The organism is Bacillota bacterium (assembly GCA_012839765.1).
In the GTDB taxonomy this organism is placed as follows: Bacteria; Bacillota; Limnochordia; order DUMW01; family DUMW01; genus DUMW01.
The window spans coordinates 36,627-56,499 of sequence record DUMW01000063.1 but is presented as its reverse complement, the minus strand read 5'-3'; the positions used below and the strand labels follow the sequence as shown (position 1 = coordinate 56,499).

Sequence of the window (19,873 nt, the reverse complement as noted above, 5' to 3'; positions counted from 1 at the left end):
GCTTCCAGTAAGTCTTGACACATCTAAGCAGGTGGTGCTAAAATGTCAAAGTATGTGTCGGGGCATAGGTGAAGGCGCAATGACATGACAAAAAGCGGCCCATGGCCGCTTGTTCAATGTGGGAGTGAGGATGCATGCCACACCGCCTGGAACAGGGAAAGCGGGTTGTTGGCCTGAAGCAAACTACGCAAGTTGTCAAGGAGAACCGCGCGGAGGTTGTTTATGTGGCAAAGGACGCCGACGAACGATTGACAGGACCGCTCATGGAATTGTGCCGACAGAAGAATGTGGAGATTGTCATGGTGGAGACCATGAAGGAACTGGGTACTCTGTGCGGGATCGAGGTAGGAGCTTCCACTGCGGCAATTTACGACGGAAAGGAGGGATAAGATGCCAACAATCAATCAGTTAGTGCGTAGAGGGCGTAAGAGTGTCAAGAAGAAGAGTGGCGCGCCAGCTCTGCAGTATATCTACAACAGTATTCGGAATGAATATAAAGAGACCGGAGGTGCCCCGCAAAAACGCGGTGTTTGTACCCGTGTTTCTGCCATTACGCCAAGGAAGCCTAACTCGGCGCTACGAAAGGTAGCTCGTGTGCGTCTTACCAACGGCATCGAAGTTACCAGCTATATCCCCGGTGAGGGTCACAACCTGCAGGAGCACTCCGTGGTTTTGATTCGCGGTGGCCGAATTAAGGACCTGCCGGGTGTGCGCTATCACGTCATCCGGGGAACACTAGATGCAGAGGGTGTGAACAACCGGCGCCAAGGTCGGTCGAAATACGGTGCGAAAAAGCCCGAATAATGGCAGGAGGGTTAATGAATGCCGAGAAGAGGTAAGTTGCCAAAGCGGGATGTACTAGCAGATCCCGTTTATAACAGCAAGACAGTGACCCGTCTCATCAACAAAGTGATGTTGGACGGGAAGCGCAATTTGGCGGAGCGAATCGTCTACGGCAGCCTTGACCTGATCAGGGAAAGGACCAACCAGGACCCCTTGGAAGTGCTGGAGACTGCCATGAAGAACATCCAGCCTGTCCTGGAAGTGCGTCCCCGGCGGGTGGGAGGAGCCACCTACCAGGTGCCCATGGAAGTAAGGCCCGAGCGCCGTGCTTCCCTGGCTTTCCGTTGGGTTGTGGATCAGGCAAGACAGCGGTCCGAGCGGACCATGATTGAGCGCTTGGCCGCGGAGATTCTCGACGCCGCAAACAATACCGGCGGTGCGGTGCGGAAGAAGGAAGAAATGCATCGTATGGCGGAAGCCAACAAGGCCTTCGCCCATTATCGCTGGTAATTCCGGGCATTGGGCCCGAGGAGGGAAAAGTTATTGTTTACGCGAGTTCCACTGGAGAAAACGAGGAATATTGGAATCATGGCCCATATCGACGCCGGGAAGACAACTACCACCGAGCGGATCTTGTTCTATACCGGCCGTCTACACCGACTGGGCGAAGTGCATGAAGGTGCCGCCACCATGGACTGGATGGTGCAGGAGAAGGAGCGGGGGATCACCATCACCTCTGCTGCTACCACCTGTGTGTGGCGGGATCATTATATTAACATTATCGATACGCCCGGACACGTGGACTTTACCGTTGAGGTGGAGCGCTCCCTGCGCGTGCTCGACGGCGCGGTGGCGGTGTTTTGCGCGGTAGGTGGCGTTGAGCCCCAATCGGAGACAGTCTGGCGTCAAGCGGATCGCTATGGAGTTCCTCGGATCGCTTACATCAATAAGATGGACCGGGTGGGCGCCGATTTCGAACGGGTTGTGGAGATGATCCGGACCCGGCTGGGTGCCAACGCGGTGCCGATCCAGCTTCCAGTGGGTGCCGAGGATACATTTAAGGGTCTTATTGATCTGGTCAGCATGGTGTCTATCACCTACGCAGACGATCTGGGTACGCAACGTCATGTGGGTGAGATACCGGCGGATTATCTAGATGCAGCGCAAATGTACCGGGAACAGCTGATCGAGGCTCTGGCGGAATTGGACGATGAGTTGATGGCTGTCTACCTTGAGGGAGCAGAGCTGACGGAAGAACAGCTGAAACAGGCCATCCGCAAGGCTACTCTATCCGCCCAGATGGTCCCGGTGCTCTGTGGGTCATCCTTCCGGAACAAGGGTGTGCAATCCCTGCTGGATGCGGTGGTGGACTACTTACCATCACCTGTGGATCTACCAGCGGTTACCGGGATCACCCCTGACACCAAGGAAACGGTGGAGAGGCGGCCTGCGGACGATGAGCCGTTTTCAGCGTTAGCCTTCAAGATCATGAACGACCCTTACGTCGGCAGACTGGCGTACTTCAGGGTGTATTCAGGGACGCTGTCTACGGGCAGTTATGTGATGAATTCCAGTAAGGGTAAACGCGAGCGGATCAGCCGGCTTCTGAGGATGCATGCTAATCATCGGGAGGATGTGACGGAGGTATCCGCGGGAGACATCGTGGCCGCAGTGGGATTGAAGTTTACTCAAACTGGTGATACTCTATGCGATATCGATCATCCCATAGTTCTGGAATCCGTTGAGTTTCCGGAACCGGTGATCAATCGCTCCATCGAGCCGAAGAGTAAAGCAGACCAAGACAAATTGGCTATCGCCCTTGCCAAGTTATCCGAGGAGGATCCCACTTTCCAAGTGCGAACCGACGAAGAGACAGGGCAGACCATTATTTCCGGTATGGGAGAGCTACATTTAGAGATTATCGTTGATCGCTTGGTTAGGGAATTCAAGGTGGAAGGAAACGTGGGTAAGCCTCAGGTGGCCTATCGGGAAACCATCACCGAGCCGGCCAGGGCCGAGGGACGCTTTGTCCGGCAGTCCGGTGGACGTGGGCAGTATGGCCATGTGGTCATTGAGGTGGAGCCCTTGGAGCGAGGCTCTGACTTCATCTTCGAGAACAAGATTGTGGGCGGTGTAATCCCGAAGGAGTTCATTCCTGCGGTGGAAGCCGGAATCAAGGAAGCACTCATGTCGGGTGTTCTCGCGGGGTTTCCCGTGGTGGACGTGAAAGTGACCCTGGTGGACGGTTCCTACCACGAAGTGGATTCTTCGGAATTGGCTTTCAAGATTGCCGGGTCCGTAGCGCTCAAAGAAGCGCTGCGTCGGGCTAAGCCTGTGCTCCTGGAACCGGTGATGCAAGTGGAGATCGTTACACCAGAGGAGTTTGTCGGGGATATCTGTGGAGATATCAATGCTCGCCGGGGTCGAGTCGAGGGAATGGAACACCGGGGCAACACCCAGGTGGTCCGGGCCCTAGTGCCCTTAGGGGAGATGTTTGGTTATGCCACCGACGTCAGGTCCCTGACCCAAGGACGCGCCACCCATGTTATGCAGTTCCATAGTTACGCTGAAGTACCCAGCAGCGTTAGGGATACAATCATGGAGAAATACTCCTAACAGCGAATTCAATCAAGGAGGCAGCTAAATTGGCTAAGGCAAAATTTGAAAGAACCAAACCACACGTGAATATTGGTACCATCGGTCACGTAGACCATGGCAAGACCACTTTGACTGCAGCGATCACCAACGTATTGGCGAAGAAGGGTGGCGCCGCGGCGAAGCGGTTCGACGAGATCGACAATGCCCCTGAAGAGAAGCAGCGTGGTATTACCATCAACACCTCCCACGTGGAGTATGAGACCGAGAAGCGGCACTATGCTCACGTGGATTGCCCTGGTCACGCTGACTACGTTAAGAACATGATTACCGGTGCAGCCCAGATGGACGGCGCGATCCTTGTGGTATCCGCGGCTGATGGTCCGATGCCCCAGACCCGGGAGCACATCCTTTTGGCCCGTCAGGTTGGCGTGCCCAACATCGTGGTATTCCTGAACAAGGCCGACATGGTAGACGACGAGGAGCTTATGGAGCTTGTGGAGATGGAAGTGCGGGATCTTCTGAGTGAATACGAGTTCCCTGGGGATGAGGTTCCGGTTGTAGCGGGATCTGCTCTGAAGGCTCTGGAGTGCGGCTGCGGCGAGTGTGAATGGTGTGGGAAGATCGTCGAGCTGATGGAGCAGGTGGACGAGTATATCCCCACCCCAACCCGGGAAGTTGACAAGCCCTTCCTCATGCCTGTGGAAGACGTGTTCAGCATCACCGGACGGGGTACCGTGGCCACTGGTCGTGTGGAGCGGGGTACCGTCAAGGTTGGTGACGAGGTTGAGATCGTTGGTCTGATGGACAAGGCTCGGAAGACCGTTGCCACTGGTGTAGAAATGTTCCGCAAGCTTTTGGATCAGGCCGAGGCGGGAGACAACGTGGGTGTCCTGTTGCGTGGTGTTGACCGGGATGAGATCGAGCGGGGTCAAGTCTTGGCTAAGCCTGGTTCCATCACCCCCCATACTGAGTTTGAGGGTGAGGTTTACGTATTGAGCAAGGAAGAAGGCGGACGGCACACTCCCTTCTTCAGCGGCTACCGGCCCCAGTTCTATTTCAGAACTACCGACGTGACCGGGGATCTGACCCTGCCCGAGGGCGTTGAGATGGTCATGCCTGGTGACCGGGTCACCATCAATGTGAAGCTGATCACCCCCATCGCGATGGAAGAGGGACTGCGCTTTGCTATTCGCGAAGGTGGCCGCACTGTTGGTGCCGGTGTTGTTTCGAAGGTTATTAAGTAATTAATCAGCTGACCGACGATGTAAGGAAGAGCGATGAACCGGGAGGTTGCCGGCGCGCCGGGTAATTTCCGGAGAGCATGTCCGTAAACCCCTCGTCAGGGGTAAGAATAATCGGGCGTCAAGGAGGAAGTTGAACAGTGGCTAAGCAGAAGATTAGAATTCGTCTGAAGGCCTTTGATCACAAGGTCTTGGATAGCTCAGCGGAGAAGATTGTGGACACCGCCCGTCGTACGGGCGCGGGGGTGTCGGGTCCAGTACCGTTGCCCACGGAGCGTCATGTGGTGACGGTACTGAGATCCACCCATATTCACAAGGATTCCCGAGAACAGTTCGAGATGAGAACGCACAAACGACTGATCGATATCCTCGATCCAACACCGAAGACAGTCGACGCGCTGATGCGTTTGGATCTGCCAGCGGGTGTCGATATTGAGATCAAGCTGTAAGTCAGTCGGTGTGAAGAGGAGGAGGTGCAGTAATGGCGATTGGATTAGTGGGTCGCAAGCTGGGTATGACCCAGGTCTTCGATGAGAACGGTCGGATGATTCCGGTGACGGTGCTCGAGGCCGGTCCCTGTGTGGTGGTACAGAAGAAGACCCAGGAACGGGACGGCTATACCGCAGTTCAGCTGGGTTTTGGAGAGGAAAAGCGACCAAACAAGCCCCTTGCTGGTCACTTTAAGAAGGCCGGTGTGGGTGCCTGTAAATACCTGCGGGAATTTAGAGTCGAGCCGGAGGAACTGGAAAAGTACGAAGTGGGTGCAACGGTGACCGTAGAGATCTTCGAACCGGGCCAACTGGTTGACGTCGTGGGTCGGTCGAAGGGGAAGGGCTTTGCCGGCGCAATCAAGCGTCACGGATTTGGCCGCGGCCCCTCAGCCCATGGCTCAAAATACCACCGGCGGGTAGGATCCCTAGGTGCCACCGGTATACCTAGAGTTTTCAAAGGACGCAAACTTCCCGGACGAATGGGTAATGAGCGGGTAACCGTCAAGAACCTTGAGGTCGTCAGGGTCGATCAAGAACGGAACTTGCTGTTGGTCAAGGGGGCCGTGCCCGGTGTGCGGGGTGCTATGGTCCTGATCAAAGCAAGTTAGTGGCGAAGAGGAGGTTGGACGATGCCACAGGTAACCGTATTGAATGCCGAAGGGCAACAGGTAGAGACATTGGAGTTGCGTCCGGAAGTTTTTGGGACGGAGATTAACACGGGCCTGATGCATGACGCTGTGGTGGCCCATCTGGCCCGATGCAGGCAAGGCACGGTTTCCACCAAGACCCGAGGAGAGGTCAGTGGTGGCGGCCGGAAACCTTGGCGGCAGAAGGGTACCGGGCGAGCCCGGCATGGCAGTATCCGTTCACCCATTTGGGTTGGTGGCGGTGTTACCTTCGGACCTAAACCGAGGGACTATAGCTATCAGCTACCGAAGAAGGCGCGGCGCACTGCTCTGAAGAGCGCGTTGAGCGCCAAGGTGGCCGCCGAACAGTTGATCGTGGTGGACGATTTTGGCATTACTGAACCAAAAACGAAGCAAGCGGTGCAACTTCTGAAGAAACTGGGGATAGAAGGTAGTTCGGTTTTATTTGTAACGGCGGAATATGACCGCAATGTGCTTTTGGCTACCCGCAACATTCCGAAGGCCAGTTGCTTAATGGCCAGTGATTTGCATGTTTATCCGCTGTTGGTAGCCAAGTATGTGGTCATGACCAGTGCTGCTGTGAAAAAGTTGGAGGAGGTGCTGGGCTGATGGATCTGCGGGATGTCATTATTCGACCGATCATCTCCGAGAAGAGTACCTTGCTCCGGGAAGATAATAAATACGTCTTCGAAGTGGATCGCCGGGCGAACAAGACACAGATTCGCCAGGCGGTGGAAGCATTGTTTGATGTAAAGGTAGAAAAGGTGAGCACGGTTAGCCTACCGGGCAAACTGGTCCGGCGTGGTAGGACCGAAGGTTACACCAAGGCTAGAAAGAAGGCCATCGTGAAGTTGGCCCCCGGCAACACCATCGAAATGTTTGAGAGCCTGTAATATGGCTTTGGTTTGCTGGCGGGAAGTTAAGGAGGGTTAGGAATGGCGATCAAGTCCTTTAAACCGATCACCCCGGGACGGCGGGATATGACCGCTTACACCTTTGAGCAGATTACTAAGACCGAGCCGGAGAAATCCCTCGTTGTCCCGCTGAATAGGACTGGTGGTCGGAACAACAAAGGCAGGATTACGGCGCGGCACCGTGGAGGTGGCCATAAGCGCAATTATCGCCTGATTGATTTTAAACGGAATAAAGACGGTGTTCCGGCGAAGGTAGCAGCAATTGAGTACGATCCGAATCGAACCGCATTCATCGCTTTGCTGAACTACGCCGACGGAGAGAAACGGTATATCTTGGCACCGCTAGGTCTTGCAGTGGGCGATGAAGTAGTCTCCGGTCCCGATGCTGACATCAAAGTGGGCAACTGCCTGCCCTTAGCCAACATCCCCGTGGGTACCGTGGTGCACAATGTGGAGTTGTATCCGGGTCGGGGTGGACAGCTGGCCCGGTCTGCTGGTGCCAGCGCGCAGCTGATGGCGAAGGAAGGCAAATATGCCACCTTGCGCTTGCCGTCGGGAGAGTTTAGAATGGTACTGTTGACCTGTCGAGCCACCATTGGCCAGGTGGGCAACGTGGAACATGAGAACATTACCTGGGGTAAGTCCGGAAGGATACGTTGGCTGGGACGCCGGCCGAAGGTACGCGGTGTGGCGATGAACCCCGTGGATCACCCCCATGGTGGTGGAGAAGGACGGTCCCCCATTGGCCGGGCACCGGTTACTCCCTGGGGCAAACCTACCCTGGGTTATCGGACGCGGAAGAAGAAGCCATCGGATAAATATATCGTGCGCAGCAGGCGCGGCCAGTAGGCAGCGACCAATGGGTACGATTGGGAAGGGGGCTTGACAAGATGAGCAGATCTCTAAAAAAGGGCCCGTTCATTGATGATCATTTGTTGAAAAAGGTAGAGGAACTGAACGAGAAGGGTGAGAAACGGGTAATCAAGACCTGGTCTCGTCGTTCCACCATCTTCCCGCAACTGGTGGGCCATACCATTGCTGTGTATGACGGACGGAAACACGTGCCGATCTATATTACCGAGGATATGGTGGGCCACAAGTTAGGCGAGTTTGTGCCAACCCGGACATTTCGTGGGCACGGTTCCCATACTGAACGCTCGACAGCGTTGAAGTAGTGTGCTGCTTCATTAGGGAAGGAGGTAGTCAGGTGCAAGCAAGAGCAATAGCGCGCCACGTTCGGATCTCCCCACGGAAGCTGCGGTTGGTGGCCAATCAGATTCGCGGGAAGAGTCTTGATGAAGCCATGGCAATTTTGCAGTTTACTCCGCAGCGCGGTGGGCGAATCCTGGAGAAGGTTTTGAAATCAGCTGCTGCGAATGCAGAGAACAATCACGATATGGATCCCGATCTCCTCTACGTAGCTGCTGCCTTGGTGGATGAAGGTCCCCGATGGAAGCGGTGGCGGCCTAGGGCCCGAGGAAGCGCGGATAAGATTATCAAACGTACCAGTCATGTTACGGTGATTTTAGAGGAAAGGGAGGAGTAGCGTAGTGGGCCAGAAAGTGCATCCGCACGGTCTTAGATTAGGCATTATTCGAGACTGGGATGGCCGTTGGTACGCCGGAAAGCGGGAATACGCCGAGCTGCTGCACGAGGATCTGAAGATTCGGCGGTTCGTTAAGAAGCGTTTCTATTCCGCTGGCGTTTCCCGGATTGAGATCGAGCGGGCGGCTAACCAAGTTCGGATTACCATTCACACCGCCCGGCCCGGTATGGTCATCGGAAAAGGCGGCCAGGAAGTTGATGCCTTACGGAACGAGTTGGAAGCTCGTACCGGAAAACGGGTACAGGTGAACATTGTCGAAGTGAAATATCCTGAGCTCGATGCCCAGTTAGTGGCAGAGAGTATTGCCTATCAGTTGGAGCGGCGTGTGTCCTTCCGCAGGGCGATGCGCCAGGCTCAGCAGCGGGCGCTCCGGTTGGGAGCCGAGGGAATCAAGGTCAGTGTTAGTGGACGCCTTGGCGGTGCCGAGATTGCGCGCACCGAATGGAGTTCCGAAGGAAAGATCCCTCTGCATACGCTGCGGGCCGACATTGACTACGGTTTTGCCGAGGCCCAGACCACCTATGGCCAGATTGGGGTCAAGGTCTGGATCTACAAGGGAGAGGTATTGCCCGAGACCACAGGGAAGGCCGCGGTTGAAGGGGGAGAATAATCATGTTGATTCCCAAGAGGGTAAAGTATCGTAAGGTTCAGCGGGGACGGATGAAAGGTAAGGCGTACCGCGGGAACACCCTTACGTTAGGTGAATACGGATTGCAAGCCCAGGAACCCGGTTGGATCACCAACGCCCAGATCGAAGCCGCGCGTGTGGCCTTGACCAGACACATTCGGCGGGGCGGTAAAGTCTGGATTAAGATCTTCCCGGACAAACCGGTAACGGCGCAGCCGGCGGAAACCCGTATGGGTAAAGGTAAAGGTGCCCCGGAGTATTGGGTTGCAGTGGTAAAGCCGGGACGGATCATGTTTGAGATGTCCGGTGTATCCGAGGAATTGGCGCGGGAAGCCATGACGCTAGCCGCACATAAATTGCCCATCAAATGCAAGTTTGTTAAGAGGGCGGGTGTAGGTGGTGGTGATGCAGATGAAAGCTAAGGAGTTACGGGAGATGAGCAACGAGGAACTGCACCGCCAACTGGACGAGTTGAAGGAAGAACTCTTTAACCTTCGGTTCCAGCTGACCATTGGTCAATTGGATAACCCGATGCGAGTGCGGCAGGTGCGTAAGGACATTGCCCGGATCAAAACAATCTTGCGGGAACGGGAACTAGGAATTAGAATATGACGAGGCCCGCGAGGGGTAGCTAGGAGGGGTGTGCATGCAGGAACGCAACAACCGAAAGACGCGGACTGGCATAGTGGTCAGCGATAAAATGGATAAGACGGTGGTTGTGCAGGTCGACCGGGTCACTCGGCATCCTCTTTACGGCAAACGCATGCGCCGCAGTAAGAAGTACAAGGCCCATGATCAGCTCAACGAGTGCAACGTTGGCGATCGGGTTCTGATCATGGAGACGCGGCCTTTGAGTCGGGAAAAGAGATGGCGAGTTGTGAAAATCCTGGAGAAGGCGAAGTAAGGGATTAGAGCGGGAAAGGAGGGGTAGGCCATGATTCAACAAGAATCAGTCTTGAATGTTGCTGATAACTCCGGTGCGAGGAAGCTTCTATGTATCCGGGTGCTTGGCGGTTCAAAGCGTCGGTACGCCAGTGTGGGAGATATCATTATCGCCACGGTAAAAGAGGCTACCCCAGGTGGTGTGGTACGCAAAGGAGACGTCGTTTCGGCGGTTATTGTTCGCACGAAGAAGCGCATCCGGCGGCCGGACGGTTCTTATATTAGGTTTGACGATAACGCTGCAGTGGTCATCAATCCCCAAAAGGAGCCAAGGGGCACACGGATTTTCGGTCCTGTGGCCAGAGAACTTCGGGATAAGCAGTTTATGAAGATTGTTTCCTTGGCACCGGAGGTATTGTGACGATTTCGTTCCGGGAGGAGGGATGACGGTGGCACCGAAGCTTCATGTGAAGAAAAATGACACCGTGATTGTGCTTAGTGGTGTAGATAGAGGGAAACGGGGCCGGGTCCTCGAGGTATTGCCGAAGACCGGTAAAGTTGTGGTGGAAGGCGTGCGGTTGCAAAAGAAGCACACCAGACCATCCCAAGAGTTACCCCAGGGGGGGATCATCGAGCAGCCTGGCAAGCTTGATGCATCGAAGGTCCAAGTGGTTTGTCCGCACTGTGATCAGCCGACGCGGACTGCCAAGGAACGCAACGATGATGGTTTTCCGGTCCGGGTATGTAAGAAGTGCGGGAAACAGATTGACTAGCGTACCGGCATGAGAGGGGGGACGTGTTCGAATGTCAGAGCTGTATCAGCGGTACAAAAGCGAAATCGTACCTGCGTTGATGGATAGATTTCAGTATGAGTCGGTTATGGAAGTACCTAAACTGGTTAAGGTTACGGTCAACATGGGCGTCGGTGAAGCTGTGGCGGACAGCAAGATTCTGGATAATGCCGTGAAGGAGTTGTCCATGATCACGGGGCAAAAACCAGTGATCACCCGGGCGAGGAAGTCCATTTCCAACTTTAAGCTGCGGAAGGGAATGGCCATCGGTTGCAAAGTGACTCTGCGTGGTCAGCGGATGTACAACTTTGTTGAAAAACTCGTACGGGCTACGCTGCCGCGGATCCGGGATTTCAACGGTTTGTCGCCAAAGGGATTTGACGGGCGAGGTAACTATAACTTAGGGCTTTCGGAGCAACTCATCTTTCCGGAGATTAGCTATGACGACATCGATCAGGTGCGGGGTATGAACATCAGCTTCCATACCTCGGCGAAGACCGATGAAGAGGCGTACGAGTTGCTGAAGAGTTTAGGACTTCCCTTTAGACAATAAGGAGGAGAGTCATGGCCAAGAAGTCGATGATTGCAAAGAGCAAGCGTCCGGCGAAATTTGCTACCCGCAGGGTCAACCGGTGTCAGGTTTGCGGCCGGCCTAGGGGATACCTTCGCCGATTCAAACTCTGCCGAATTTGTTTTCGCAACCTCGCTCACCGTGGGGAGTTACCAGGCGTGGTCAAAGCTAGCTGGTAGTAGCGGGCTTGTAGTGCAGATTAGAGAGGGGGTAGCGTGATGGCTTTAACCGATCCGATTGCAGATATGCTAACAAGGATTAGGAATGCTAATTCCGCTTATCATGATAAAGTAGATATCCCCGCGTCCAAGATCAAGATTGAGATCGCCCGGATTTTGAAGGAAGAGGGCTACATCCGGGATTACAAGGTGTACAAAGATGATAAGCAGGGTGTGATCCGGGTCTTCTTGCGGTACGGTCAGAACAAAGAACGAGTCATGCGGGGACTCAAGAGAATTAGCAAACCGGGACTGCGCGTGTACGCCAAGAAGGACGAGATCCCAAGGGTTTTGGGAGGCTTAGGGATCGCCGTGCTTTCCACATCGCAGGGTGTCATGACCGATAAGGCAGCCCGGAAACGTGGTGTGGGTGGAGAAGTGCTTTGTTACATTTGGTAGAAAGTGGGGTGAATTGCTGCGATGTCGAGGATCGGTAAACAACCAATTGAGATCCCAGCGGGTGTGTCGGTAACCGTAGAGGGAACGCGGGTGACAGTGAAGGGTCCCAAGGGAACCCTGGTGAAGGATTTGCACCCGGAAATGAGCATCTCCGTCGAGGAGAATCAAGTGGTGGTCCGGCGCCCTAGCGACGAAAAGAGACATCGGGCTTTGCATGGGTTAACCCGGACGTTGATCGCCAATATGGTGGACGGAGTGACCAAGGGTTACGAAAAGCAACTGGAGATTGTCGGTGTGGGGTATCGTGCTACCAAGCAAGGTTCAGGGATCAACTTGGCTGTTGGTTATTCCCACCCGGTGGAATTCAAGGCGCCGGAAGGCATCGAGCTTGACGTGCCCAAACCGACGCAGATCATCGTTCGCGGTATCGATAAAGAAGTCGTTGGGCAGGTGGCAGCGAACATTCGGGCTGTGAGGCCACCGGAACCCTATCTGGGCAAGGGGATTCGGTACGTCAACGAACATGTGCGCCGGAAGGCTGGCAAGGCCGGTAAGGTGTAATAGGCCAGTGTTGTTAGCGGTGTGTTCGTCTTAGGAGAGAGGTGAAGAAGGTGTCTACCAGCGAAAAGTTGCTAGCTAAGAAACGCCGCCAGGCCCGGGTTCGGAAGAAAATAAGCGGAACTCCTGAAAGACCGCGGCTGGTGGTATTTAGGAGTCTTAAGCATGTGTATGCCCAAGTCATTGATGATACGAGCGGTCGGACATTAGCCGCCGCCTCTAGCTTGGATCCGGAACTGCGGGGTCGCGACCTGGGCACCAGGACCGAAGCAGCCAAGGAAGTTGGTCAGCTTGTGGCGAAACGGGCCCTGGAGAAGGGAATTACCAAGGTTGTATTTGACCGAGCCGGATACAAATACCATGGGGTAGTAGCCAGCTTGGCCGACGCAGCGCGGTCAGGTGGGCTAGAGTTCTAAGCTAGGGGAAGGGAGGTTAAGCTATGCGGAGACAGCGGAACATGGAAGCGGTGGATTTGGATGAACGGGTAGTGGCGATAAATCCCGTGTCTAAGACGGTAAAAGGCGGTCGGAACCGGAGGTTCAACGCCCTCGTGGTTGTTGGCGACGGCAAGGGCCGGGTTGGGGCAGCCATGGGTAAGGCGAAGGAGGTCTCGATGGCCATCCGGAAAGGTTCCGAGAAAGCAAGGAAGAATATGATCGAGGTGCCCATCGTGGGGACCACCATTCCCCATGAGATTGTCCAACGGTACGCTGGGGCATGTGTGCTTTTGAAACCTGCCGCCGAAGGAACAGGGGTGATTGCCGGTGGCCCTGTCCGTGCGGTACTGGAAGCCGCGGGGATTCGGGACATTCTCACCAAGTCTCTGGGATCCAGCAACGCGGTGAACGTAGTGAAAGCTACCATGGAAGCCCTGAAGAACCTGCGTACAGCCGAAGAGGTTGCTCGGATAAGAGGCAAGGATGTGGCCGAGGTTTCCTCGTTGGTTGAGGAGTAACGGCAGAAGTGATGGGAGGTAGCATGTGGGATGAGTAAGCAACTGAAGATTACTCTGGTAAAGAGTGGTGCAGGCAGGAGTAGGGACCAGAAAGCTACCCTGGAAGCCTTGGGATTACGTAAGCTCGGGATGACCGTGGTCAAGCCCGACAATCCGGCTGTACGTGGCATGGTGGCGAAGGTACAGCATTTGGTTGAGGTAGAAGAGTAGGGAACAACGTTACATGTACGAGGGGGTGCAGTTTGTGCAGATTCATGATCTGAAACCGAACCCAGGGGCAAGAAAGAAAGCGAAACGGGTTGGTCGCGGGATTGGCTCTGGCCTAGGTAAAACCTCCACCCGGGGTCATAAAGGGCAGAAAGCCAGATCCGGGGGTGCCAAGGGCCCTGGATTTGAGGGAGGCCAAATGCCATTGCAGCGCCGCCTGCCCAAGCGCGGGTTTACCAACACCTTTGGTACGGAGTACACCGTTGTCAATCTGGATCGGTTGGACGCAGTGTTCGAGGCCAATACCGAGGTTACACCGGAACTGTTGCTGGAAACAGGCGTCATCAAGAAGATTGGCGATGGCGTGAAGGTATTAGGTAAGGGCGAAGTCACGAAGCCCTTCGTAGTGAAGGCGCACCGTTTCTCCAAGAGCGCAGTAGAGAAGATTGAGGCGGCAGGTGGAAAGGCGCAGGTGATTTAAATGCTAGCGGCCCTACGTAATGCTTTCAAGATCCCGGAGCTGAGGAAACGAATATTATATACCGTCGCGTTACTGGTGGTGTTTAGGATAGGTACCCACGCACCTGTCCCCGGGGTAGATGCGCGGGCTCTTGCCGAAGGGTTAAACATTGCCGGAGGCGGAATCTTCGGCTTCCTGGATATGTTTGCCGGCGGAGCGTTGGAGCGTTTCAGTTTGTTCGCCATGGGGGTTAGTCCCTACATTACTGCATCGATTATCCTGCAGCTTTTAACGGCGGTGGTACCCAGTCTGGAAGCCTTAGCGAAGGAAGGCCCTGAGGGACGACGGAAGTTACAGGACTACACCCGGTACGGCACCGTGGTGCTCGGCATCTTTCAGGCGTTGGGGACGACGATGCTTGCTCGGAACTATGGAGTCCTTGCCTTTCCAGGCCTGGGTGGGATCCTATTGATCGTGGTCACCCTGACGGCAGGGACCGTGTTCTTGATGTGGCTGGGTGAGAAAATAACGGAGAACGGTATCGGCAATGGCGTGTCCTTGTTGATCTTCACCGGTATCGTGGCAAGACTACCGGGGTCCACATGGTTGACCATTCGTTCTATCGGTCAAGGGGGACTCAGTCCGGTAAGCTTTATCGCGTTCTTGGTGATTGCGGTAGTAGTAATCGGCGGTGTGATCCTGATTCAGGAAGGTCAACGTCGCATCCCTGTGCAGTACGCCAAGCGAGTGGTGGGCCGCAGAGTCTATGGCGGACAAAGCACCTACATCCCCCTGCGGGTAAACCAAGCCGGGGTGATGCCGGTGATCTTTGCCTCCTCGGTGTTGACTTTTCCGCTGACCCTGGCCCAGTTCATTCCTGCGCTGTCAGGTTTAACGCGCTGGCTTGACGTAGGGACGATCGGTTATAATATTCTGTATGTGGCGCTGACTATCTTTTTCACCTATTTTTATACCGCGGTAACCTTCGACCCGAAGGATATCGCCGACAACATGCGGAAACACGGTGGGTTTATTCCCGGTTTACGACCTGGATGGCCAACAACTCAGTACCTGGAGCGGGTCCTCACAAGGATTACGTTGGTGGGTGCGATCTTTTTGGCCGTGATCGCCGTATCACCATACTTGATGGCTACCATCACAAGGGTCCCTATGAACTTGTTCTACTTTGGTGGTACCGGCTTGCTGATTATGGTCGGCGTGGCATTGGACACAATGAAGCAAATCGAAGCCCACTTAGTCATGAGGCATTACGAGGGATTCATGTCGTAAGAGGGCAATTGATTCCTTTGATTGGGTAGAGGGGGCCAGGAAGGTGAGAATTGTTCTACTGGGGATGCCGGCGGCAGGGAAGGGGACCCAGGCCCGGCTCATAGCTCACCGGTATGGAATAGCGCATATTTCCACGGGCGAGATGTTCCGGGAGGAAATCGAAGCCCAAACCGCCCTCGGTCGGGAAGCGAAAAAGCACATTGATCAAGGACGACTGGTTCCTGATGCGATCGCGGTTGCAGTGGTAAAGCAGAGGGTCCAACAGCCAGATTGTCTTCGTGGCTTTGTCCTCGACGGATTTCCGCGGACATTGGCGCAAGCCAAGGCTTTGGATCAGGTGTTGACGGAACTAAGGACTTGTTTGGATGCAGTGTTGAATATTGAGATTGATGAAGAGGAAGTAGTTCGACGGATTAGTGGCAGGCTAATCTGTGAGGACTGCGGGGCAACTTACCAAGAGGCCGCCGACCTTACCCACTGTACAGTCTGTGGGGGTAAACTAGGACGGCGCAGTGATGATACCGAGGAGACCGCTCGGAAACGTCTGGCCGTGTACTATGAGCAGACGTTGCCTCTGGTGAAGTATTACACCACGCAGCAAAAGTTGTACAATATAGAAGGACAACAAGAGGTTGAGATGGTGTTTGCCGAGATCAGCAAAGTCCTGAACGACCTCAAACGCTGTAATGAATGTTGCTAAGGTGGAGGATGAAATGATTGTTCTGAAGTCGGACCGGGCCATTGCCGCCATGCGCAAAGCTGGGCGTATTGTGGCGGAGGTTCAGGCCAAAATCGCGGAGGCCATTCGGCCCGGAGTCTCGACACTGGAGCTAGATCAGCTGGCAGAGGATTACCTTAGGAGCTGTGGTGCAGCCCCATCCTTTAAGGGGTATCGTGGTTACCCTAAGAGTATCTGTGCATCGATTAACGAAGAGGTGGTGCATGGGATCCCCGGTGAAAGGCGTCTTAAAGAGGGCGACATCATCAGTATTGATGTGGGCGCCTATATTGATGGCTATCACGGGGATGCCACTCGTACCTACGGGGTGGGGGAGATTTCGCCCGAGGCCCAGAGGTTGATTGAAGCCACCGCTGGAGCACTGGAAGCAGGTATTTCCGCGGCTGTGCCCGGCGGTCGGTTGGGGGATATATCCCATAGCATTCAATCCTTTGCTGAGGCAGCTGGGTACGGCGTTGTGCGAGATTTTGTGGGCCATGGTATTGGTACACAAATGCATGAAGACCCTCAGGTACCCAATTTTGGATTACCCAACCGGGGACCCCGGTTAAAGCCAGGGCTTGTCCTAGCAATTGAACCGATGTTGACAATGGGAGACTATCGGGTACGGATCCTCGAGGATAACTGGACCGTGGTCACCCTGGACGGAAGCCTGTGTGCCCACTTCGAGGATACTGTGGCCATCCTAGGGGATGGCCCCGAGGTCTTGACGAGGCTGTAAATGGTGCTATTAGGAGTGAAGCCAATGCAAACAGTACGTCTAGGGCAACTGGTCACGTCAATGGCAGGCAGGGATCGGGGTCGACAATATATCGTGGTGCGTGTGGTGGATGAACGGTTCGTAGATGTAGCGGACGGGAGTCTCCGCTTGGTGAGTAAACCCAAGCGGAAGAACCTCAGGCACTTGATGATTCATCGGTATGTAGACCGGAAACTTGCGGAAAAACTATCCCAAGATCCTCAGAGTGTGACCGATGCCGAAGTCGCAGAGGTTCTAGATTCATTAAATGCGGGGCAAGAGGAGGCGAGGAGTTAGTGAGTAAAGAAGATACCATCGAAGTCACGGGTACGGTGATCGAGCCCTTGCCTAATGCGATGTTTCGAGTAGAATTAGATAACGGGCACAAAGTTCTTGCCCATGTTTCTGGAAAAATGCGGATGCACTTTATCAAGATCTTACCGGGCGACAAGGTCACCGTGGAGTTGAGTCCCTATGATTTGACCCGTGGCCGGATAGTGTACCGTACCAAGTCCTAACGATGGCGGAAATGGAGGGATAAACATGAAAGTACGCGCATCGGTAAAACCTATATGCGAGAAATGCAAGTTGATCAAACGCCATGGACGGGTTCGTGTGATTTGTGAGAATCCAAAGCATAAACAGAGACAGGGCTAGGTTTGTCAGTGGGAGGTGAATGTGCGTGGCACGTATTGCAGGTGTGGACCTACCAAGGGAGAAGCGAGTTGAAATTGGTCTAACGTATATTTATGGCATCGGCAGAAGCACATCCCGGCGGCTCCTGACTATGGCAGGAATCGATTTTGATACTCGGGTACGTGACCTGACCGACGATGAAGTGAACAAGCTAAGAGAGCTGATTGGCCACGAGGTAGTGGAAGGCGACCTCCGGCGGGAAGTTAACATGAATATCAAACGGTTGGTGGATATTGGGTGTTATCGTGGTCTGCGGCATCGCAGAGGGCTACCTGTTCGGGGGCAGAGAACTCGGACCAATGCCCGGACCCGTAAGGGACCGAAGCGGACCGTCGGAGTCAGACGTTCGAAGTAAGTCGAGAGGAGTAAGTAAGGAGGGAGTTCACTATGGCGAGAGGTAAGGGTGCAAGGAGAACGAGGCGCAGAGAACGGAAGAACATAGTTCGCGGTCTAGCGCACATTCGTTCGACCTTTAACAATACAATTGTGACGATTACCGATCCCGAAGGCAACGTGATTTCCTGGGCCAGCTCCGGCAATGTTGGCTTTAAAGGTTCCCGGAAGGGTACACCCTTTGCCGCCGGCATGGCAGCGGAAGCAGCAGCGAAGGCCGCGATGGAACACGGCTTGCGGGAAGTGGAAGTGCATGTGAAGGGACCAGGAGCGGGAAGAGAAGCGGCGATTCGACAGCTTCAAGCCACCGGCCTAGATATTACCGTGATTAAGGACGTAACACCGATTCCGCATAACGGTTGTCGTCCTCCGAAGAGAAGAAGGGTGTAACGCAAAACAGTAGGAGGTGCGGTTTAAACTAATGGCAAGATATACAGGACCCGTTTGTCGGCTTTGCCGGCGTGAGGGCGAGAAACTGTTTCTAAAGGGCGACCGTTGCTATACAGCAAAATGCAGTATTGAGCGGCGGAGTTATGCTCCCGGCCAGCACGGTCGAAGCCCCAAGAAGGTTACCGAGTACGGATTGCACTTGCGCGAGAAGCAGAAGTGCCGTCGCATCTATGGTATCCTGGAGCGGCAGTTCGAGCGCTACTATGAGGAGGCGAGCCGCCGTCGGGGGATTACCGGTGAAAATTTGCTGCAGTTGTTGGAACTAAGGTTGGATAACGTGGTGTACCGTTTAGGCTTTGGCGAATCCAGGGCCCAAGCTCGGCAACTGGTTCGGCATGGACACTTCACCGTCAATGGTAGACGGGTAAACATTCCCTCTTACCAGTTGAAAGCCGGTGATGTGATTGCAGTGCGGGAACAGAGTCGAGACGTAGAGTTGATCCGCGGCAATCTGGAGGCCGCAGCGGACCGAGCATTACCCGCATGGTTAGAGCTGGATGCAGACAACATGGCAGGCAGGGTCTTGGCGATCCCCACTCGGGAACAGATTGATGTACCGATCCAGGAGCACTTGATCGTTGAGTACTATTCACGATAAGGTGTTAGGCGAGAGATCGTGCAGGGCCAAGTGGTGAGCCGTGGCGGTGTACAGCCCGAAGGAGGGGGATGTATCCATGATTGAAATCGAAAAGCCTAAGATCCAAAAGGTGGAAGGAAACGGTAATTACGCGAAATTCTCGGTCGAGCCCTTAGAGCGCGGCTATGGGATCACCCTAGGTAATTCCCTGCGACGCATTTTACTGTCTTCCTTGCCCGGGGCTGCAGTGACCTCCATTAAGATAGACGGTGTGCTCCATGAGTTTTCCACCATTCCCGGTGTGCGCGAGGACGTTACGGACTTCGTGCTGAATATGAAGCAAGTCCTGGTGAAACTCCACACCGACGGTCCGGTGACGGCTCGCATCAATGCGGAGGGCCCGGGCGAAGTTACCGCTGGGGATATCTCCGTGAGCAGCGAAGTGGAGATTTTGAACCCCGAGCTGTATCTCGCCACCCTTGAAGACGATGGGAAGTTGACTGTTGAGTTGACCATCGAAAAAGGCAGAGGGTATCGTAGCGCGGAAAAGAACAAACGGGAAGGACAGCCTATTGGTGTGATTCCCATCGATTCAATTTTCTCCCCTGTCACGAGGGTTAACTATACTGTGGAACACACCCGCGTCGGCCAGGTTACTGACTATGATCGACTGGTGTTAGAAGTCACCACTGATGGTAGCTTAACTCCTGAGGATGCGGTAGGGTGGGCGGCCAAGATCCTGGTGGAACACCTGCAGCTTTTTATGAGTCTGACGGACCAGTCCGAGCAGATTGAGATCATGGTGGAAAAGGAAGACGACGAACTCAGTCGTCTACTGGAACAGCCCATCGAAGAATTGGAGCTATCTGTTCGGTCCTACAACTGCCTGAAGCGGGCAGGGATTAACACCATCGGCGAATTGGTCCGCAAGGATGAAGAGGATATCATGAAGGTTCGCAACCTTGGAAAGAAGTCGTTGCAGGAAGTGAAGGACAAACTGAAAGCCGTAGGACTATCCTTGCGGTCTTCTGAGGATTGAT

36 protein-coding genes are annotated in these 19,873 nt (G+C 54.5%); all 36 read left to right on the top strand.

Annotation, left to right across the window (positions count from 1 at the left end; genetic code table 11):
• Positions 1-134: 134 nt before the first annotated feature.
• The 36 genes from GXX57_06355 (at position 135) to GXX57_06180 (ending at position 19,872) form a co-directional block, all read left to right on the top strand.
• Positions 135-389, top strand: coding sequence for a 50S ribosomal protein L7ae-like protein (locus GXX57_06355; protein ID HHV44270.1), 255 nt, complete (start codon positions 135-137; stop codon positions 387-389).
• Between the two features lies 1 nt (position 390).
• Positions 391-804 (top strand): 30S ribosomal protein S12, encoded by a 414-nt coding sequence (gene rpsL, locus GXX57_06350; GenBank protein ID HHV44269.1) that lies wholly within the window; start codon positions 391-393, stop codon positions 802-804.
• A gap of 18 nt (positions 805-822) precedes the next feature.
• Entirely contained in the window at positions 823-1,293 is a 471-nt protein-coding gene (rpsG, locus tag GXX57_06345; GenBank protein HHV44268.1) for a 30S ribosomal protein S7, read from the top strand.
• 33 nt (positions 1,294-1,326) lie between these two features.
• Entirely contained in the window at positions 1,327-3,399 is a 2,073-nt protein-coding gene (fusA, locus tag GXX57_06340; GenBank protein ID HHV44267.1) for an elongation factor G, read from the top strand.
• A gap of 29 nt (positions 3,400-3,428) precedes the next feature.
• Positions 3,429-4,625 carry an elongation factor Tu gene (gene tuf, locus GXX57_06335; protein HHV44266.1) on the top strand — a complete coding sequence of 399 codons (1,197 nt, stop codon included), beginning with the start codon at positions 3,429-3,431 and terminating at the stop codon, positions 4,623-4,625.
• Between the two features lie 137 nt (positions 4,626-4,762).
• Entirely contained in the window at positions 4,763-5,071 is a 309-nt protein-coding gene (gene rpsJ / locus GXX57_06330) for a 30S ribosomal protein S10 (protein HHV44265.1), read from the top strand.
• A gap of 32 nt (positions 5,072-5,103) precedes the next feature.
• Complete coding sequence (gene rplC, locus GXX57_06325) at positions 5,104-5,721, top strand: 50S ribosomal protein L3 (protein HHV44264.1); 618 nt, start codon at positions 5,104-5,106, stop codon at positions 5,719-5,721.
• Between the two features lie 21 nt (positions 5,722-5,742).
• Positions 5,743-6,369 carry a 50S ribosomal protein L4 gene (gene rplD / locus GXX57_06320; protein HHV44263.1) on the top strand — a complete coding sequence of 209 codons (627 nt, stop codon included), beginning with the start codon at positions 5,743-5,745 and terminating at the stop codon, positions 6,367-6,369.
• A complete protein-coding gene (gene rplW, locus GXX57_06315; protein HHV44262.1) occupies positions 6,369-6,653 on the top strand; it encodes a 50S ribosomal protein L23 in 285 nt (94 codons plus the stop codon). Before rplD ends, rplW begins: the two co-directional genes overlap by 1 nt.
• 42 nt (positions 6,654-6,695) lie before the next feature.
• Positions 6,696-7,523 (top strand): 50S ribosomal protein L2, encoded by an 828-nt coding sequence (gene rplB / locus GXX57_06310; GenBank protein HHV44261.1) that lies wholly within the window; start codon positions 6,696-6,698, stop codon positions 7,521-7,523.
• 41 nt (positions 7,524-7,564) lie between these two features.
• Positions 7,565-7,849, top strand: a complete 285-nt coding sequence (gene rpsS, locus GXX57_06305) for a 30S ribosomal protein S19 (GenBank protein HHV44260.1) — start codon at positions 7,565-7,567, stop codon at positions 7,847-7,849.
• A gap of 32 nt (positions 7,850-7,881) precedes the next feature.
• Entirely contained in the window at positions 7,882-8,220 is a 339-nt protein-coding gene (gene rplV / locus GXX57_06300; protein HHV44259.1) for a 50S ribosomal protein L22, read from the top strand.
• A 4-nt stretch (positions 8,221-8,224) separates the two neighbouring features.
• The gene (gene rpsC, locus GXX57_06295; protein HHV44258.1) at positions 8,225-8,890 is read left to right on the top strand and encodes a 30S ribosomal protein S3; all 666 of its coding nucleotides are present in this window, start codon (positions 8,225-8,227) and stop codon (positions 8,888-8,890) included.
• Between the two features lie 2 nt (positions 8,891-8,892).
• Entirely contained in the window at positions 8,893-9,330 is a 438-nt protein-coding gene (gene rplP / locus GXX57_06290) for a 50S ribosomal protein L16 (protein HHV44257.1), read from the top strand.
• Positions 9,320-9,520 (top strand): 50S ribosomal protein L29, encoded by a 201-nt coding sequence (gene rpmC, locus GXX57_06285; protein ID HHV44256.1) that lies wholly within the window; start codon positions 9,320-9,322, stop codon positions 9,518-9,520. The genes rplP and rpmC overlap by 11 nt, the downstream gene beginning before the upstream one ends.
• A gap of 34 nt (positions 9,521-9,554) precedes the next feature.
• Positions 9,555-9,812 (top strand): 30S ribosomal protein S17, encoded by a 258-nt coding sequence (rpsQ, locus tag GXX57_06280; protein HHV44255.1) that lies wholly within the window; start codon positions 9,555-9,557, stop codon positions 9,810-9,812.
• A gap of 30 nt (positions 9,813-9,842) precedes the next feature.
• Positions 9,843-10,211, top strand: coding sequence for a 50S ribosomal protein L14 (rplN, locus tag GXX57_06275; GenBank protein HHV44254.1), 369 nt, complete (start codon positions 9,843-9,845; stop codon positions 10,209-10,211).
• Positions 10,212-10,233: 22 nt separating this feature from the next.
• Positions 10,234-10,563: a 50S ribosomal protein L24 gene (locus tag GXX57_06270; GenBank protein HHV44253.1), complete on the top strand. Its 330-nt coding sequence runs from the start codon at positions 10,234-10,236 to the stop codon at positions 10,561-10,563.
• Positions 10,564-10,594: 31 nt separating this feature from the next.
• The gene (gene rplE, locus GXX57_06265; GenBank protein ID HHV44252.1) at positions 10,595-11,134 is read left to right on the top strand and encodes a 50S ribosomal protein L5; all 540 of its coding nucleotides are present in this window, start codon (positions 10,595-10,597) and stop codon (positions 11,132-11,134) included.
• 11 nt (positions 11,135-11,145) lie between these two features.
• Complete coding sequence (locus GXX57_06260; GenBank protein HHV44251.1) at positions 11,146-11,331, top strand: type Z 30S ribosomal protein S14; 186 nt, start codon at positions 11,146-11,148, stop codon at positions 11,329-11,331.
• Between the two features lie 39 nt (positions 11,332-11,370).
• Positions 11,371-11,769, top strand: a complete 399-nt coding sequence (rpsH, locus tag GXX57_06255; GenBank protein ID HHV44250.1) for a 30S ribosomal protein S8 — start codon at positions 11,371-11,373, stop codon at positions 11,767-11,769.
• Between the two features lie 21 nt (positions 11,770-11,790).
• Positions 11,791-12,330, top strand: coding sequence for a 50S ribosomal protein L6 (gene rplF, locus GXX57_06250; protein HHV44249.1), 540 nt, complete (start codon positions 11,791-11,793; stop codon positions 12,328-12,330).
• A 41-nt stretch (positions 12,331-12,371) separates the two neighbouring features.
• Positions 12,372-12,743, top strand: coding sequence for a 50S ribosomal protein L18 (gene rplR, locus GXX57_06245; protein ID HHV44248.1), 372 nt, complete (start codon positions 12,372-12,374; stop codon positions 12,741-12,743).
• Positions 12,744-12,766: 23 nt separating this feature from the next.
• The gene (gene rpsE / locus GXX57_06240) at positions 12,767-13,282 is read left to right on the top strand and encodes a 30S ribosomal protein S5 (GenBank protein ID HHV44247.1); all 516 of its coding nucleotides are present in this window, start codon (positions 12,767-12,769) and stop codon (positions 13,280-13,282) included.
• Between the two features lie 30 nt (positions 13,283-13,312).
• On the top strand, positions 13,313-13,492 hold the full coding sequence (gene rpmD, locus GXX57_06235) for a 50S ribosomal protein L30 (GenBank protein ID HHV44246.1): 180 nt from the start codon (positions 13,313-13,315) through the stop codon (positions 13,490-13,492).
• Between the two features lie 34 nt (positions 13,493-13,526).
• Positions 13,527-13,970: a 50S ribosomal protein L15 gene (rplO, locus tag GXX57_06230; protein HHV44245.1), complete on the top strand. Its 444-nt coding sequence runs from the start codon at positions 13,527-13,529 to the stop codon at positions 13,968-13,970.
• Entirely contained in the window at positions 13,971-15,239 is a 1,269-nt protein-coding gene (gene secY, locus GXX57_06225) for a preprotein translocase subunit SecY (GenBank protein HHV44244.1), read from the top strand.
• A 43-nt stretch (positions 15,240-15,282) separates the two neighbouring features.
• Positions 15,283-15,939 (top strand): adenylate kinase, encoded by a 657-nt coding sequence (locus GXX57_06220; protein HHV44243.1) that lies wholly within the window; start codon positions 15,283-15,285, stop codon positions 15,937-15,939.
• Positions 15,940-15,952: 13 nt separating this feature from the next.
• Complete coding sequence (map, locus tag GXX57_06215; GenBank protein ID HHV44242.1) at positions 15,953-16,699, top strand: type I methionyl aminopeptidase; 747 nt, start codon at positions 15,953-15,955, stop codon at positions 16,697-16,699.
• A gap of 24 nt (positions 16,700-16,723) precedes the next feature.
• Positions 16,724-17,014, top strand: coding sequence for an RNA-binding protein (locus GXX57_06210; GenBank protein ID HHV44241.1), 291 nt, complete (start codon positions 16,724-16,726; stop codon positions 17,012-17,014).
• Entirely contained in the window at positions 17,014-17,235 is a 222-nt protein-coding gene (infA, locus tag GXX57_06205) for a translation initiation factor IF-1 (GenBank protein HHV44240.1), read from the top strand. Before GXX57_06210 ends, infA begins: the two co-directional genes overlap by 1 nt.
• Positions 17,236-17,260: 25 nt before the next feature.
• Positions 17,261-17,374: a 50S ribosomal protein L36 gene (rpmJ, locus tag GXX57_06200; GenBank protein ID HHV44239.1), complete on the top strand. Its 114-nt coding sequence runs from the start codon at positions 17,261-17,263 to the stop codon at positions 17,372-17,374.
• 25 nt (positions 17,375-17,399) lie between these two features.
• Positions 17,400-17,768 carry a 30S ribosomal protein S13 gene (gene rpsM, locus GXX57_06195; GenBank protein ID HHV44238.1) on the top strand — a complete coding sequence of 123 codons (369 nt, stop codon included), beginning with the start codon at positions 17,400-17,402 and terminating at the stop codon, positions 17,766-17,768.
• A gap of 32 nt (positions 17,769-17,800) precedes the next feature.
• Positions 17,801-18,196, top strand: coding sequence for a 30S ribosomal protein S11 (gene rpsK, locus GXX57_06190; protein ID HHV44237.1), 396 nt, complete (start codon positions 17,801-17,803; stop codon positions 18,194-18,196).
• Positions 18,197-18,227: 31 nt separating this feature from the next.
• The gene (gene rpsD, locus GXX57_06185; GenBank protein HHV44236.1) at positions 18,228-18,854 is read left to right on the top strand and encodes a 30S ribosomal protein S4; all 627 of its coding nucleotides are present in this window, start codon (positions 18,228-18,230) and stop codon (positions 18,852-18,854) included.
• 76 nt (positions 18,855-18,930) lie between these two features.
• Positions 18,931-19,872 carry a DNA-directed RNA polymerase subunit alpha gene (locus GXX57_06180; GenBank protein HHV44235.1) on the top strand — a complete coding sequence of 314 codons (942 nt, stop codon included), beginning with the start codon at positions 18,931-18,933 and terminating at the stop codon, positions 19,870-19,872.
• Position 19,873 lies beyond the last annotated feature (1 nt).